Genomic DNA, 14444 nt, shown 5'->3' on the forward strand with positions numbered 1-14444 from the left:
GGACGCGCCTCCTCAGGATGAGGGTCTTACCCCTCATGGTGAGGAGCGCGGCAAGCCGCGCGTCTCGAACCATGAGGCCGCGATGCTCGTCGCGTTTAATCCTTCGGCCGCATCTTTTCGACTTCCGTATCGCTCGGCTGATAGTCCGAGCCCTTGCGGTAGACGGAATCGACCATCACGCCCTTGCCGTCCTTCAGCGCGGTCTTGCCGACGAAGGCGCCCAGCGTCGACTGGTGGTCGATCTTGCGGAAAGTGATCTCGCCGAAAGGCGACGGCAAAGACAGCCCTTCGGCGGCCGCGATCATCTTCTCCGGATCGGTCGAATTGGCCTTGGCGAGGATGGCCGCTGCCGCCTTGATGGTCTCGTAGCCCACGATCGAGCCGAGCCGCGGATAGTCGTTATACTTGGCCTGATAGGCTTTCAGGAACGCATCATGCTCCGGCGTCTTGATCGAGTACCAGGGATAGCCGGTGACGATCCACCCTTCCGGCGTTTCGTCCTTGAGCGGATCGAGATATTCCGGCTCGCCGGTGAGGAAGCTCACCACGGCGCGATCCTTGAAAAGGCCGCGCGTATTGCCTTCGCGCACGAGCTTGACGAGGTCGGCGCCGAATTCAACGTTCAGGATTGCCTCGGGATTGGCGGCGGCGACCGCCTGCACAACCGGGCCCGCATCGATCTTGCCCTGCGGCGGCCACTGCTCCTCGACCCATTGAATGTCAGGCCGCTTTTCCGACATCAACTTCTTGAACACGCCGACGGCCGACTGGCCATATTCGTAGTTCGGCGCAATCGTCGCCCAGCGCTTGGCCGGCAATTTTGCCGCCGCTTCCACCAGCATCGCCGCCTGCATGTAGTTCGAGGGACGCAGGCGGAAGGTGTAGCGATTGCCCTTCGACCAGGTAACGGCGTCGCTCAGGGGTTCGGCGGCAAGGAAAAACACCTTCTTCTGCTTGGCGAAGTCGCTGACGGCAAGCCCGATGTTGGACAGAAACGTGCCGGTGAGCATGACGACGTTCTCGTTCGAGACGAGCTCGTTGGCCGCAGTCAGCGCATCGGCCGGCTTGCCGCCATCGTCCTTGGAGACAACGACGAGCTTCTTGCCGTTGATGCCGCCCGCCGCGTTGATCTCCTCGACCGCGAGTTGCCAGCCCTTGCGATAGGGTTCGGTGAAGGCCGGCAGCAACGAGTAGCTGTTGATCTCGCCGATCTTGATCTCGCCGCCGCTCTGCGCGAACGCACTCGGCGAAAGACCCGCCAAAGTCAACGCCAGCGCCGTTCCCAATAAAACTCTTCGTTGCATGCCTCTACCCTCCAGCGTTGATCCGATACGTTATCGCAATCCGTCTTCGCCCTTGATCTCGCCGACCGTCAAGCCGCCGACCCGCGGCAGCGGCCGGCCGCCATCGGTGACGGCAAGCGCGACCATGATCTCGCCGGCGCGCGGCGCGTCGTTGATCTGCACTTCCATGCCATCGAAATGGCTTCTGACAAAGGCTGCGTCCTTGTGGCCGAGCGGAATATCGAGCGTCGTGCCGGGACCTGACCGTTTTTTCGACGATGGGATCAGCGCCGCGCCCTTGCCCAGCGCCTTGCGCACCGGCGCCCCCATCTTGGGATGCAGGATTGCGGCGGCATGCTCCAGCTCGCCGTTTTCGCCGACGGCCGCCGCCTTGCCATAGCTGTGCACCTTCGTGCCGTCGATGCCCAGCGCCGCGATTGCCTTTTTGGCGAGCAATTCGCCGAGCTCTTCGCCGATCGCAATCAACGGGGAAAGATCTTCCACATAGCGACCGGCAAATGGATTTTCTATCACCGCAATTGCCGCCGCACGCCGGACCGGCGGGTTCACGCCCTTCCCCATTTCCATCAGCGTCTCTTCGACGACAGTAACGATCTTGCGGATGACGACGGTCATGGTTCTGTACCCTGTTGGCGGATGGCGATGATGGCCCAATGCCGCTTACGCATGGATCATACTTTCGTTGGCCAGCACCGCAGGCTGTACATTTGCATCCGCCCTTTGCAAGCCAATGACGCGGATTTCGCCTTTTAAATGCAGCGCCGAGGCCTCGATCAAGCCTTGGCCGAGCAGCCGATGCGCCATGGCTTTGCCAGCCTCGAGCGCGGCCTCGATCGCCTGATATGTCAGCGGACCGACGTCGCGTGTCACCAGCCGCGACCCGAGATCGCTGTCCACCTGCAATTCGTTCGCCGGACATCTGACGACAGCCGGATGGCCCGGCAGGTCCACCGCGTTGCCAATCATCGTCGCCGCCGCATCGGCTTGCGCAGCCGTGCGCGCCAGCACCGTCACCGCATCGGCGATGCCGAGCGAGAAGCTTCGCCCGTGGTAGCCTGATGTCGCAATGCCGCGTGCGACGTCATCGGCGCGGATTGTGGTTGTTCGCATCAGACCGCACGCATCGGGCCGATCAATCAGGCCGACGCAAAATTGCTCGCCGTCGGTCAAATGCAAGGCGATATCGCCGCCGTTGTTGACATAGGCGCGCGCGAGCGGCGCAGCATGCACCATCGCACCCAGGATTTCCTCCGCGACACTGCCGGCGACCGCCGCCATCGGCGTGATAAAATGGTCGCGCGCGAATGGCGCGACCGCCGCGTGCATGCGGCGCGCGACCGGACCTTGCAATTCGCATCGGGCGGGGTCAGCAGGCGATCGCAACAACTTTAGCTCATCGCAGAGTTCGTTGAGCAGGCCTGTGAAACGATCGATCGCGGCGGCGTAAGCCGCGTGCAATTCTTCGCGGCCGCCTTGCGCCTCCACGATCAGGTCGATCGGGCCATCCTGCAGATGCAGCCGCTTGCCGTCTTTCAACCATCCGACCTGCGGCTGCCGCGCCATCACCGCGCTCCCGTCTTCGGCGGGGGCGGCGTCACCTGACGAATCTCGCCTGCGTTCAAGGACGCCAGCGGGCGGACATGATCCATATGGCCACCGAGCGCGGCATAATCCGACAGCCGCATGGTGAATTCGATTGGCGCCACCAGCGCTGGCGTTGGCACATAACCGAACGCACCGGCCGGGAGCCGCGTGACGTCGACCATGAAGGTGATGCCGCCGCCCGGCCAGACATAGACCGGCGCGCCGCCGCAGGTGACGCGCGTCAGCGCGTCCTTCACCGAGCGCGTCAGCCGCACCGGATTGTCGGTAACGCCGGCACGCAGCGAGCCGCCGGCGCCACCCATGAACAGCACGGTGCACAGCGCCGGTTCGCAATTCTCCTGAATGCGCTCGACCGAGGACTGAAGATCCGGCGGCATCGTCTTCTCGACCGGCTTCAATGCGTCGTCGAGTTCATAGTAGGCGGCGTGTTCGCCGGTGGTCGAGACCATCAGCATGGTCGTGCCCGGCTTCGCCACTTTCGGATCGAACGGGCCTAAAATCGACAGCGGGTCTGAAATCTGCGTGCCGCCCCACCCGGTGCCGGGCTCCGCAACCTGGAAATAGCGGCCCGGCGTCGAACGCCGCCCCTTCATCTTGATCCCGGTGTCCTGGATATCCAGCACCTTGCCGGCCTGATGCTCCGAGAGCACGCCGGTGATGTGATCGTCGACCACGACCACCTCGTCGACCTTGCCCTGCCACTGCTTGGCGAACATGCCGATCGTGGCCGAGCCGCAGCCGACCCGCATGCGCTCTTCAGGCACGCCATTGACGATGGGAGGATAGCCGGCCTGCACCACAACGGTCGCACCGCCGTCGATGGTCATCTCGACCGGCTTGCAGTTGCTCAAATCCATCAGCGCGTCGCAGGTGACGCGGCCTTCCTTCTTCGATCCGCCGGTCAGATGATGCACGCCGCCGAGCGACAACATCTGCGAGCCGTATTCGCTGGTCGTGACGTGGCCGACCGCCTCGCCCTGCACCCGCACGGTCGCGGTCTCCGGCCCGAGGAAACGATCGGTGTCGATCTTCACCTTGACGCCGCAGTAAGAGAAGATGCCTTCAGTCACGACCGTGACCATGTCAACGCCGTCGATCTCTGACGACACGATAAACGGCGCTGGCTTATAATCAGGATAGGTGGTGCCGGCGCCGATCGCGGTGACGAACACGTCCGGCTCGTGGACCAGCTTGCCGTCCCAGTCGCCGCTCGCCTGGAACGGCACCAGCCGTCCGCCGTGCGAGACCGTTCGTTCCAAAAGAACATGCGGGTCGACGCGGACGAGTTGGCCATCGTGATTGGCGTAGCGGTCGCACGCGCCGGCCGCGCCCGGCTTGATGTAGCACATCACGGGGCAGGCATCGCAGCGGATCTTGTCGGAGGTCGTCGCATCAGTTGACATGAACGAGCTCTCGCGAGCCGACCTCACCGAGGCGTCGGCATTTTGTTCGTATACGAACGATGTTGCGCGCGCTCCGGGAGACTGTCAAGCGCGTTTCATGCGCAGACTTGCACGTTTGTATGCAAACGTTATTCTCGAAACGCCCTTAAACTGAGCGCGAAGAGCCCGAAAGTCGCACGCATGGATGCTCCGATCCGCCTGAACGTCAATGGCCGGATCCACGAGGTGGCTGCGTCCGCCGACACCGCCCTGCTCTATGTGCTGCGCAACGATCTCGCACTGAACGGACCGAAATACGGCTGCGGCCTCGGCGAATGCGGCACCTGCACCGTGCTGATCGACGGCGTGGCTGCGCGTTCCTGCGTCATCCCTATTGAAGGATGTGTCGATCGTGAAATTGTTACGCTCGAAGGTCTCGGCTCGCGTGAAGCTCCCGATCCCGTGCAGGACGCCTTCATCACCGAGCAGGCCGCGCAATGCGGCTATTGCCTCAACGGCATGATCATGACCACCAAGGCGCTGCTCGCGCGCAATCCGCACCCGACCGAACAGGAGGCGATGGAAGCGCTACGTTACAATCTGTGCCGTTGCGGCGCGCATGTTGAAATTATTCGAGCCGTGATGCGCGCGGCAGGTAGCTTGGTCGAGGCGCACGATTAATGAGCGCGTACGATCCCTCCGATCGCAGCGAAAATCGCGCGGGAATACTGACGGTGGTCCGGCCGGCCGGAGCCAGCGATCTCGAAACCTTCATCAAGATTACCGCGGATGGATCGGTCACGGCCTTCAACGGCCATGTCGATCTCGGCACGGGCATTCGCACCTCACTTGGGCAGATCGTCGCCGAAGAACTCGACGTGTCCTTTGCGCGCGTCGTAGTGGTGCTCGGCGATACCTCGCGCGTGCCCAATCAGGGGGCGACGATTGCGAGCGAAACCATCCAGATCACCGCCGTGCCGCTGCGCAAGGCCGCGGCGCAAGCACGGCAATTCCTGATCGCGCGCGCCGCCGAGCGGCTCGAATTGCCGCTGGAAGAACTCGTGATCGAGGATGGGCTGGTCCGTGGTCACAACCGCTCGGTCAGCTATGGCGAATTGATCGGCGATGATGTGATCCGGCTCGAACTCGCCGAGGATGTGAAGGTCAAGGCTACCAGCGACTATCGCATCGTCGGGCAAAGCGTGCCGCGCGTCGATCTGCCGGCGAAGGCGACCGGCGAACTGGTTTACGTTCACGACATGCGCGTGCCCGGCATGCTGCACGGACGCGTGGTCCGTCCGCCCTATGCCGGCGTCGATGGCGGCGATTTCGTCGGCACGAGTCTTCTTGAAGTCGATGAATCCTCGGTCCGAGATATTCCCGGCCTCGTTGCGGTGGTGCGCATCGCCGACTTCGTCGGCGTGGTCGCCGAGCGTGAGGAAAATGCGATTCGCGCTGCGAGCCGGCTCAAGCTCACCTGGAAGAAGGTGCCGACGCCGGACCTGAAAGACATCGAGAAGGCGCTGCGCGTCAATCCATCGACGCCGCGCTCCCTGATCGACAAAGGCGATGTCGAGGAAGCGTTGAAAGGCGCGGCGAAGCCGATCGACCGGACTTATCTTTGGCCGTACCAGATGCACGCCTCGATCGGGCCGTCCTGCGCGGTCGCGGACTTCACGCAAGACCAGGTTCGCGTCTGGTCCGGCACGCAAAATCCGCACATCCTGCGCGGCGATCTGGCGCTGTTGCTGCAGCGGCCGGAGACCGAGATCGACGTCATCCGGATGGAAGCGGCCGGCTGCTATGGCCGCAACTGCGCCGACGACGTCTCCGCGGATGCCGTATTGTTGTCGCGCGCGGTCGGACGGCCTGTTCGCGTCCAGCTCACGCGCGAGCAGGAACACGTCTGGGAGCCGAAAGGCACCGCGCAACTGGTCGACGTCAAGGGCGGATTGAATGCTGACGGCGGCGTCGCCGGTTATGATTTCGCCACCCGCTATCCGTCCAACGGCGCGCCGATGCTGGCGCTGCTTCTGACCGGCACGATCTCGCCGACCCCGGCCGTCTCCGAGATGGGCGATCGCACCGCGATCCCGCCTTACGACTACGATCATCTGCGCGTGGTGGCGCACGACATGCCGCCGATCATGCGGGCATCGTGGTTTCGCGGCGTATCGGCACTGCCCAATACGTTCGCACATGAGTCCTACATCGACGAACTCGCGACCGAGGCAAAAGTCGACCCGATCGAATACCGCCTGCGCTATCTGAAGGACCAACGCGCGGTCGATCTCGTCAACGCGGTCTCCGAGCGCGCCGGCTGGGAGCCGCGTCCGGTGCGGCAGGAAAAAGAGAGCGACGGCGACGTCGTGCACGGCCGCGGCTTCGCCTATGCGCTCTACGTGCACAGCAAGTTTCCCGGCTATGGCGCGGCGTGGTCGGCCTGGATTGCCGACGTTGCGGTCAACAAAGCCACGGGCGATGTCAGCGTCACGCGCGTGGTAGCGGGGCAGGATTCCGGCCTCATGATCAATCCGGACGGCGTGCGCCACCAGATCGAAGGAAACGTCATCCAGTCGACCAGCCGCGCGCTGATGGAAGAGGTGTCGTTCAGCGGCAGCACTGTGGCGAGCCGCGAATGGGGCGCCTACCCCATCATCAAATTCCCCGAGCTGCCCAAGATCGACGTGCTGATGCTGCCGAGGGTCGATCAGCCGCCGCTGGGGGTCGGCGAATCCGCTTCCGTCCCGAGCGCGGCCGCGATTGCCAATGCGATCTTTGACGCCACCGGCGTGCGCTTCCGCGAGCCACCGTTCACGCCGGAGCGAATTCTCGCTGGGCTTCGCGGGGGCGAACAAGCGCCGCCAAGCGCCCTCGCCGCGCCGTCGCGAGTAGATCTAAGCCGGTGGAAGAATCCGTTCGCCAAACGCCGCGGCGCCTTCGCCACAGCCGCAGCACTTCTTGCCGGCGGCTTTGGCATTGCCGCCGCGATTTTGCCATGGCGGTCGATCGCGCCGATCGCGCGGCCCGATGCGTCGGTGTTCTCAGTCGCGACGATCGAGCGCGGCCGGCAACTTGCGGCGCTCGGCGACTGCGCGACGTGCCACACGGCAATCGATGGCGTTCTCAATGCCGGTGGACGCGCCATCGAGACGCCATTCGGCGTGATCTGGAGCACCAACATCACGCCCGATGTCAAAACCGGCATCGGCGACTGGTCTTACCCAGCGTTCGAGCGCGCGATGCGCGACGGCATCCATCGCGACGGCCGGCATCTATATCCCGCATTTCCGTACACCAATTTCGCCAAAGCGAGCGACGCTGACCTGCAGGCGCTCTACGCCTACCTGATGGCGCAGGCCCCGGTGAGCCAGACCAATCGCGCCCACGACCTCGCCTTCCCCTTCAACTGGCGTCCATTACTCGCTGGCTGGAATGCGCTTTTCCATCGCGCAGAAACATTCGCGCCCGACCCGAAACAATCAGCCAATTGGAATCGGGGCGCCTATCTCGTCGAAGGCCTCGGCCATTGCGCCGCCTGCCATTCGCCGCGCAATGCGTTCGGCGCGGAAAGAGCGAGCGCCTATTTGGCTGGCGGCTTTGCCGAGGGCTGGGAAGCGCCGGCTTTGACCTCGCTGTCGCAGGCGCCCATTCCGTGGTCCGAAGACGAACTGTTTGCCTATTTGCGGATCGGCTTCTCGCGCTTCCACGGGGTTGCCGCCGGTCCAATGGCCCCGGTCGTCCGGGATCTCAAGGCGCTGCCCGACGAAGACATCCGAGCCATGGCGGTCTACCTGGCCTCCTTCAACGAAACGGCAACCGGCAAACCAAACCTTGAGGCCCTCGCCGCCCAGCTTGAAAGCGCGACCGCAACGCGGATCGTCGCGACCTCGCCATTCGGCCAGCGCGTTTACGAAGGCGCCTGCGCCGTTTGTCACGCGGTCAGCGGGCCGCCTTTGTTCGGCAGCCGGCCGTCGCTGGCGCTCAACACGAACGTGCACGCCGCCACCCCCGACAACCTGATCCAGGTGATCCTGCACGGCATAGCGAACCCGGTCTCGAGCGACCTTGGCTATATGCCGGCCTTCGCCGACCACCTGTCCGATGACCATCTCACCGAGCTGGTCGGATATCTTCGCCAGCAATTCGCCCCGGAAAAGCCGGCCTGGACGGGGGTCAAGGACGCGATCATGCGGATTCGGCAAAGCGCCGGGGTTCAAACCCACTAGTTGCGGTTCCCGGGGCGGGCTAGACTTCGCCTATGACAGTGACCGACATTGCGACCCGGACCTACAACCATGGCTGGCGCCTCGACCCGATCGTGCGCAGCCTGCTGGACACCGATTTTTACAAGCTGCTGATGGTGCAGATGATCCGCGAGTTCTATCCGGATCAGAAGGTCACCTTTTCGGTCATCAACCGCTCCAAGCACGTCCGGCTCGCCGAGGTGATCGACGAAAGCGAGCTGCGCGCGCAGCTCGACCACGCCCGCTCGATCCGCTTTTCCAAGAAGGAATTGATCTGGCTTGCCGGTAACACGTTCTACGGCAAGACCCAGATGTTCGCGCCCGACTTCATCAACTACCTCTCGAACTTCCGGCTGCCCGAATACGAACTCAAGAAAGTCGACGGCCAGTATGAGCTGAATTTCTACGGGCCTTGGACCCACACCACGATGTGGGAAATTCCGGCACTCGCCATTCTCAACGAATTGCGTTCGCGCCAGGTGATGAAGGGACAGGGCCGCTTCGCGCTCGACGTGCTCTATGCCCGCGCCAAGGCCAAGCTTTGGGCCAAGGTCGAGCGCTTGCAGAAGCTCGACGACCTGCGGCTGTCGGATTTCGGCACGCGCCGCCGCCATGGCTTCCTGTGGCAGCGCTGGTGCGTAGAGGCGGTCAAGGAAGGGCTCGGCCCCGCCTTCACCGGCACATCCAACGTGCTGCTCGCGATGGACAGCGACCTGGAAGCGATCGGCACCAACGCCCATGAGCTGCCGATGGTCGCCGCCGCGCTCGCCAACGACGACACAGAATTGCGATGGGCGCCCTACCGCATTCTCGATCAATGGCGCCACACCTATGGCGGCAATCTCCTGATTGCGCTGCCCGACGCCTTCGGCACCAAGGCCTTCCTGCGCGACGCGCCGGAATGGGTCGCAGACTGGACCGGCTTTCGCCCCGACAGTCTGCCGCCGATCCAGGCCGGCGAGGAAATCATCGCGTGGTGGAAGCAAAAGGGAAAGAACCCGAAGGAAAAGCTTCTGGTGTTCTCCGACGCCATGGATGTCGATGCGATCGAGGAGATCCACCGGCACTTTGCCGGCCGGGTCCGCATCAGTTTCGGTTGGGGCACCAACCTCACCAACGACTTTATCGACTGTGCGCCGGACAGTTCGCTTTACCTCGATCCGATCTCGATCGTCTGCAAGGTGACGTCGGTCGACGGCCGGCCTGCGGTCAAGCTCTCGGACAACCCGGAAAAGGCAACCGGCATGCCGAGTGAAGTCGAGCGATACTTGCGCGTGTTCGGCAATGCCGGGCGGGTTCGCGCGCCGGTGCACGTGTGAGATGATATCCATGCGGCCTCATGGTTCGAGACGCCGCGTGAAGCGACGCGGCTCCTCACCATGAGGATCTAAGTCGAACCGCAAGTACCGGCCTCATCCCGAGGAGGCGCGAAGCGCCGTCTCGAGGGATTGACAGATTCCAACAAAATTCCCTCGCGAGAGGAGCTGCATGCCCACCCCCAAGCCGCCTGCCTTTGAAACCCTGAGCCTGCATGCCGGGCAACGCGTCGACCCCGCGACCGGCGCGCGCGCCGTGCCGATCTACCAGACCACGTCCTATGTCTTTCAGGACGCCGACCATGCGGCAGCCTTGTTCAACCTGGAACGCGCCGGCCACATCTATACGCGCATCTCCAATCCGACGACGGCGGTGCTGGAGGAGCGGATCGCGGCGCTGGAGGCCGGCGTCGGCGCAATCGCGACCGCCAGCGGCATGGCCGCGATGCATCTTGCCATCGCCACGCTGCTCAACGCCGGCGATCACATCGTCGCGTCATCGTCGCTCTATGGCGGCAGCATCAATCTGCTGGCACATACGCTGCCGCGCTTCGGCATCACGACGACGTTCGTCAAACCCCGCGCGCACGATGAATTCCGCGCCGCAATCAGGTCGAACACGAAACTTGTAATCGGCGAGACCATCGGCAATCCGGGCCTCGAAGTGCTGGATATTCCGGCGGTTGCGCAAATCGCGCATGACGCCAAAATCCCGCTTCTGATCGACAATACCTTTGCGACGCCGTTTCTCTCTCGGCCGATCGAGCTCGGCGCCGATATCGTGATGAACTCCGCGACCAAATGGCTGGGTGGACACGGCATCGCCATCGGTGGCGTCGTCGTCGACGGCGGCCACTTCGATTGGCGCGCGTCCGGCAAGTTTCCGGTGCTGACCGAGCCCTATGCCGGCTATCACGGCATCGTCTTCGACGAGCAGTTCGGCCAGGCTGCCTTCATCATGCGCGCGCGCACCGAAGGCCTGCGCGATTTCGGCGCGTGCCTGTCGCCAACCAACGCCTTCCAGCTCTTGCAAGGCATCGAGACGTTAGGGGTGCGCATGGAACGGCACATGAGCAATACGCTCGCGGTGCTGGAATCTCTCAACGCCAACAAGGCGGTCGACTGGGTATTGCATCCGGCACTCGATAGCCATCCGGACCACGCGCTCGCGAAAAAGCTGCTGCCGCGCGGCGCAGGCTCGATCGTCTCCTTCGGCATCAAGGGAGGCCGCGCCGCCGGCAAGAAGTTCATCGAAAGCCTCAAGCTGATCAGCCATCTCGCGAATGTCGGCGACGCCAAGACGCTCGTCATTCATCCTGCCTCGACCACGCATCAGCAGATGGACGCCAATCAGTTGAAAGCCGCCGGGATCGGCGAGGAACTGGTGCGGCTGTCCATCGGCATCGAGGCGGCCACAGACATCATCGACGATCTGAACCAGGCGCTGCGCGCCTCGCAGAAAGTTTGAATCATGCAGCTTTCAGTGAATGGCGCTGACGTATTCGTGGCGACCGGCGGCAAGCCGTTCGACAAGTCGCTACCGGCGGTGGTGATGCTGCACGGCGCCGGCTTCGATCATTCGACATGGGCGTTGCATAGCCGCTGGTTCGCACACCATGGTTTTTCGGTGCTGGCGCCCGACCTGCCCGGTCACGGCCGCTCCGCCGGAAAAGCACTTCCGACCATCGCCGACATGGCCGACTGGACCGCCGCCTTGCTCGACGCGGCCGGTGCGGCCAAAGCCAGGCTGATCGGCCATTCCATGGGCACGCTGATCTCGCTCGAGACCGCAGCGCGGCACCCCGACCGAGTCTCTGGCTTGAGCCTGATCGCAACGGCCGCGGTCATGACCGTTGGGCCCGACCTCCTGAAGGCCGCCGAGGCGAACGATGTTGCCGCGATCGACATGGTTTCGATCTGGGGGCTTGGTTTTGCGGCCGAACTCGGCGGCAGCCTCGCACCTGGTCTCTGGATGCATCAGGGCGCACAGCGCGTGTTGCAGAAATGCGCGCCCGGCGTGCTCCACAGCGATCTTGCCGCCTGCAACGCTTATCAGAATGCGCTCGCCGCTGCGGCACAGATCAAAGTGCCCGTGACAGTCATCCTCGGCGAACGCGACATGATGACCCCGGCGAAGGCCGGCAAGGCACTGGCGGCCGCGATCCCGAACGCCCGCACGATTGTGCTCCCGGGCGCCGGTCACATGATGATGGTCGAGCAGCCGGACGAGCTCTTGGCGGCGTTGCAGGCGTAGCTCTCTCGCCTCATCCTGAGGAGGCGCTCCTCTTTCCGCCTTCTCCCCTTGTTGGAAAAGGTGGCGCGGACGAAGTCCGCGACGGATGAGGGGTGTGTGTCCAAGGAAAGAACCCCTCACCCGCCCTCGCTGCGCCGTAGCCGATGCAAAGCATCGGCGTCCATCTTTTCGACGGCGACCAAAGGTCGCCTAGGCACCCTCTCCCACAAGGGGAGAGGGAAAGCAGCACCATGAGGGGTCGGCGTTGCTCTTACGACTTCACCGTCTTGCGCTCGACGGGATGAATGTCGATCTCGCGCAAGCGGCCGAGCCGCAGCACGTCCATCTTCAGCGTGCGGCCGATGCGGTCGCGATCGAGCACCCGGATCAGGTCGTCGACGCCATGGATGGCGACGCCGTCGAGACTGATCACGACATCGCCCGGCAAAATCCCGGCGCGCGAGGCCGGCCCGTTCGGCTCGATCTGCGCCAGCAGCGCGCCCATCTTGTTCTCGACATTGGCCAACACCGCATGCCGCCGCGGCACCGGCGCGGTCTGGCCGGACACGCCGATGTAAGCGCGGCGGACGTAGCCGTGACGGATGATCTCCGAGAGCACGAATTGCGCGGTGTTGCTGGCGACCGCAAAGCAGATGCCCTGCGCGCCAGAGATGATCGCGGTGTTGATGCCGATCACCTCGCCGGCCGACGACACCAGCGGACCGCCGGAATTGCCGGGATTGAGCGCCGCATCGGTCTGGATCACGTCCTCGATGGTCCGCCCGCTCACCGAGCGGATCGAGCGGCCGAGCGCGGAGACCACACCGGCCGTCACCGTCGATTCGAATCCGAGCGGATTGCCGATCGCCACCACCAGCTGGCCGCGGCGCAGATTGCGCGAATTGCCGAGCGAGGCGTAGTGCAGATCGCGCGCGCCGTCGGCACGGAGCAGCGCCAGATCCGTGTCGGGATCGACCCCGAGCACGCGGGCATCGGTGACGATGCCTTCAATGTCCTGCAAGCGGATCTGCTTGGACGAGCCCACCACATGGCTGTTGGTCAGAACCAGGCCATCAGGCGAAATCACGATGCCGGATCCGAGGCCGCCGCGCGTCCGGCCGGCAGGCGTCTGCGCGCCGGTTTCGACGCGGACCACCGCCGGTCCAACGCGTTCGGTGACGCCGATGACGGCATTCGAATAGGCATCGAGCAGAGGCTGATCGCTATCGGGGGTTGCAGCCGGCGCAGGCGACCCCAGGCCGCCGGCGCCATATTGAGTAAAGTCCAGCATGATCAAAATCCTTTGGGCCGCTCAGATGGGTGTTCCATCCTACCCCCGCAAGGGTTCCATTTTGGGCTAAGGTGCCGGCGGGGAATGTGCTGACGCCACTGGGGCCTGATTCGGATGATCACCGTTTCGGAAGAGACATCCGTCGATTTCGAAAGCACGGCGCTGATTGCGACCGAAGCGTTCGGATCAAAGCACGTCAAATTTTCCCCGCAGCGGATGAAGTGGCTTTACGAGCGCGGCTTCGGAGAGGGAGCCGCGGTGGTCGCTGCCTTCGACGGCGACAAGAAAGTCGGCCAGATCGTCCTGTTGCACCAGAAGGTCCATCTCGACGGCGCGCCTGTCGTCGCTACGCAGCTGATTGACCTCTTCATCCTGCAAGCCTACCGCTCGCCGGTGCTGGTGCGTCGCATCTACAAGGAGGCCGAACGGATCTGCGAGGCAAAACAGGTTCGCGTCATCCTCGGTTTGCCGAATCCGATCTCGGCCCCGCTCAACGCCCGCTTCATGAAAGTGCATCCCTTTCTCTTGCTGCCGACGCGCATCGGCATCAGTGCTGGCTGGCCGCGGGGGGCAGTCGTTCAGTTTTCAGCTGACATCAAGGCGATGCCGAAAGACGAAGCGATCGGGCGCCTGTCGGCCTTTGCGACGCCCGCCTCGGAGAACGGGCTGCACTGGGATGGGGCGACGCTCTACGACCGCATCAGCGATCCGACCAGCGAATACGCCATTCATGCGACCGATAATCTCCTGCTGGTCTCCTCTTCGCGCAAGAGACGCGGTATCAGCCACGCGCTGTTGTGCGGCTTCTTCGCGCGCCCGGGCGCCGAAGTCACGTCAACCGATATCCGCACCCTGATCCGCGCGGCCTGCCGCCTTTGGAGACATCCTGTCTTTGTCTACGCTGGCCTCAACGACAGCCTGCCGCATTTACCCGGCTTCGCGCTGCCGGAGCGGCTGCGGCCGCCGATCCTGGTGCAGTTTCGCGACTGCGTTTCAGAGACCGATCCGCACTTTGCGCGTTTTCAATTGACCGATTCCGATTACGTGTAGCGTTTGCGGCTGCAGG

Annotated in this window: 11 protein-coding genes; 6 read left to right on the forward strand and 5 right to left on the reverse strand. The window is 63.7% G+C overall.

Annotated elements, in window-relative coordinates; all coding sequences use genetic code 11:
• Window positions 1–95 precede the first annotated feature (95 nt).
• The 4 genes from VFB05_RS13960 to VFB05_RS13975 are packed head-to-tail and all read right to left on the reverse strand — an operon-like array spanning window position 96 to window position 4312.
• Window positions 96–1304, reverse strand: a complete 1209-nt coding sequence (locus VFB05_RS13960) for an ABC transporter substrate-binding protein (RefSeq protein WP_325013305.1) — start codon at window positions 1302–1304, stop codon at window positions 96–98.
• A 30-nt stretch (window positions 1305–1334) separates the two neighbouring features.
• Window positions 1335–1919: an amino acid synthesis family protein gene (locus VFB05_RS13965; protein WP_325013306.1), complete on the reverse strand. Its 585-nt coding sequence runs from the start codon at window positions 1917–1919 to the stop codon at window positions 1335–1337.
• Window positions 1920–1964: 45 nt separating this feature from the next.
• Window positions 1965–2867 (reverse strand): UPF0280 family protein, encoded by a 903-nt coding sequence (locus VFB05_RS13970; RefSeq protein ID WP_325013307.1) that lies wholly within the window; start codon window positions 2865–2867, stop codon window positions 1965–1967.
• On the reverse strand, window positions 2867–4312 hold the full coding sequence (locus VFB05_RS13975) for a 6-hydroxynicotinate reductase (RefSeq protein WP_325013308.1): 1446 nt from the start codon (window positions 4310–4312) through the stop codon (window positions 2867–2869). The genes VFB05_RS13970 and VFB05_RS13975 overlap by 1 nt, the downstream gene beginning before the upstream one ends.
• Before the next feature lie 180 nt (window positions 4313–4492).
• Here VFB05_RS13975 and VFB05_RS13980 point away from each other — a divergent pair, with 180 nt between their 5' ends.
• The 5 genes from VFB05_RS13980 to VFB05_RS14000 all read left to right on the forward strand — a co-directional run bounded on the left by VFB05_RS13980 (window position 4493) and on the right by VFB05_RS14000 (window position 12108).
• Window positions 4493–4972: a (2Fe-2S)-binding protein gene (locus VFB05_RS13980; RefSeq protein WP_325013309.1), complete on the forward strand. Its 480-nt coding sequence runs from the start codon at window positions 4493–4495 to the stop codon at window positions 4970–4972.
• Window positions 4972–8520, forward strand: coding sequence for a molybdopterin cofactor-binding domain-containing protein (locus VFB05_RS13985; protein WP_325013310.1), 3549 nt, complete (start codon window positions 4972–4974; stop codon window positions 8518–8520). The genes VFB05_RS13980 and VFB05_RS13985 overlap by 1 nt, the downstream gene beginning before the upstream one ends.
• A gap of 32 nt (window positions 8521–8552) precedes the next feature.
• Window positions 8553–9857: a nicotinate phosphoribosyltransferase gene (gene pncB / locus VFB05_RS13990; RefSeq protein WP_325013311.1), complete on the forward strand. Its 1305-nt coding sequence runs from the start codon at window positions 8553–8555 to the stop codon at window positions 9855–9857.
• A 169-nt stretch (window positions 9858–10026) separates the two neighbouring features.
• Window positions 10027–11322, forward strand: a complete 1296-nt coding sequence (locus VFB05_RS13995; RefSeq protein WP_325013312.1) for an O-acetylhomoserine aminocarboxypropyltransferase — start codon at window positions 10027–10029, stop codon at window positions 11320–11322.
• A gap of 3 nt (window positions 11323–11325) precedes the next feature.
• The gene (locus tag VFB05_RS14000) at window positions 11326–12108 is read left to right on the forward strand and encodes an alpha/beta hydrolase (RefSeq protein WP_325013313.1); all 783 of its coding nucleotides are present in this window, start codon (window positions 11326–11328) and stop codon (window positions 12106–12108) included.
• A gap of 250 nt (window positions 12109–12358) precedes the next feature.
• Here the strand turns inward: VFB05_RS14000 and VFB05_RS14005 are convergent, their stop codons facing one another.
• Complete coding sequence (locus VFB05_RS14005) at window positions 12359–13378, reverse strand: S1C family serine protease (RefSeq protein ID WP_325013314.1); 1020 nt, start codon at window positions 13376–13378, stop codon at window positions 12359–12361.
• Window positions 13379–13492: 114 nt separating this feature from the next.
• Here VFB05_RS14005 and VFB05_RS14010 point away from each other — a divergent pair, with 114 nt between their 5' ends.
• Window positions 13493–14428: a GNAT family N-acetyltransferase gene (locus VFB05_RS14010; protein ID WP_325013315.1), complete on the forward strand. Its 936-nt coding sequence runs from the start codon at window positions 13493–13495 to the stop codon at window positions 14426–14428.
• The last annotated feature ends 16 nt before the right edge of the window (window positions 14429–14444 follow it).

This window comes from Bradyrhizobium sp. (genome assembly GCF_035652035.1).
In the GTDB taxonomy this organism is placed as follows: Bacteria; Pseudomonadota; Alphaproteobacteria; order Rhizobiales; family Xanthobacteraceae; genus Bradyrhizobium.

What these genes read in the sequence shown, in the direction of transcription:
- VFB05_RS13960 (WP_325013305.1), bottom strand. Translation starts at nt 1,304, where the DNA reads ATGCAACGAAGAGTTTTATTGGGAACGGCGCTGGCGTTGACTTTGGCG.
- VFB05_RS13965 (WP_325013306.1), bottom strand. Translation starts at nt 1,919, where the DNA reads ATGACCGTCGTCATCCGCAAGATCGTTACTGTCGTCGAAGAGACGCTG.
- VFB05_RS13970 (WP_325013307.1), bottom strand. Translation starts at nt 2,867, where the DNA reads ATGGCGCGGCAGCCGCAGGTCGGATGGTTGAAAGACGGCAAGCGGCTG.
- VFB05_RS13975 (WP_325013308.1), bottom strand. Translation starts at nt 4,312, where the DNA reads ATGTCAACTGATGCGACGACCTCCGACAAGATCCGCTGCGATGCCTGC.
- VFB05_RS13980 (WP_325013309.1), top strand. Translation starts at nt 4,493, where the DNA reads ATGGATGCTCCGATCCGCCTGAACGTCAATGGCCGGATCCACGAGGTG.
- VFB05_RS13985 (WP_325013310.1), top strand. Translation starts at nt 4,972, where the DNA reads ATGAGCGCGTACGATCCCTCCGATCGCAGCGAAAATCGCGCGGGAATA.
- pncB (WP_325013311.1), top strand. Translation starts at nt 8,553, where the DNA reads ATGACAGTGACCGACATTGCGACCCGGACCTACAACCATGGCTGGCGC.
- VFB05_RS13995 (WP_325013312.1), top strand. Translation starts at nt 10,027, where the DNA reads ATGCCCACCCCCAAGCCGCCTGCCTTTGAAACCCTGAGCCTGCATGCC.
- VFB05_RS14000 (WP_325013313.1), top strand. Translation starts at nt 11,326, where the DNA reads ATGCAGCTTTCAGTGAATGGCGCTGACGTATTCGTGGCGACCGGCGGC.
- VFB05_RS14005 (WP_325013314.1), bottom strand. Translation starts at nt 13,378, where the DNA reads ATGCTGGACTTTACTCAATATGGCGCCGGCGGCCTGGGGTCGCCTGCG.
- VFB05_RS14010 (WP_325013315.1), top strand. Translation starts at nt 13,493, where the DNA reads ATGATCACCGTTTCGGAAGAGACATCCGTCGATTTCGAAAGCACGGCG.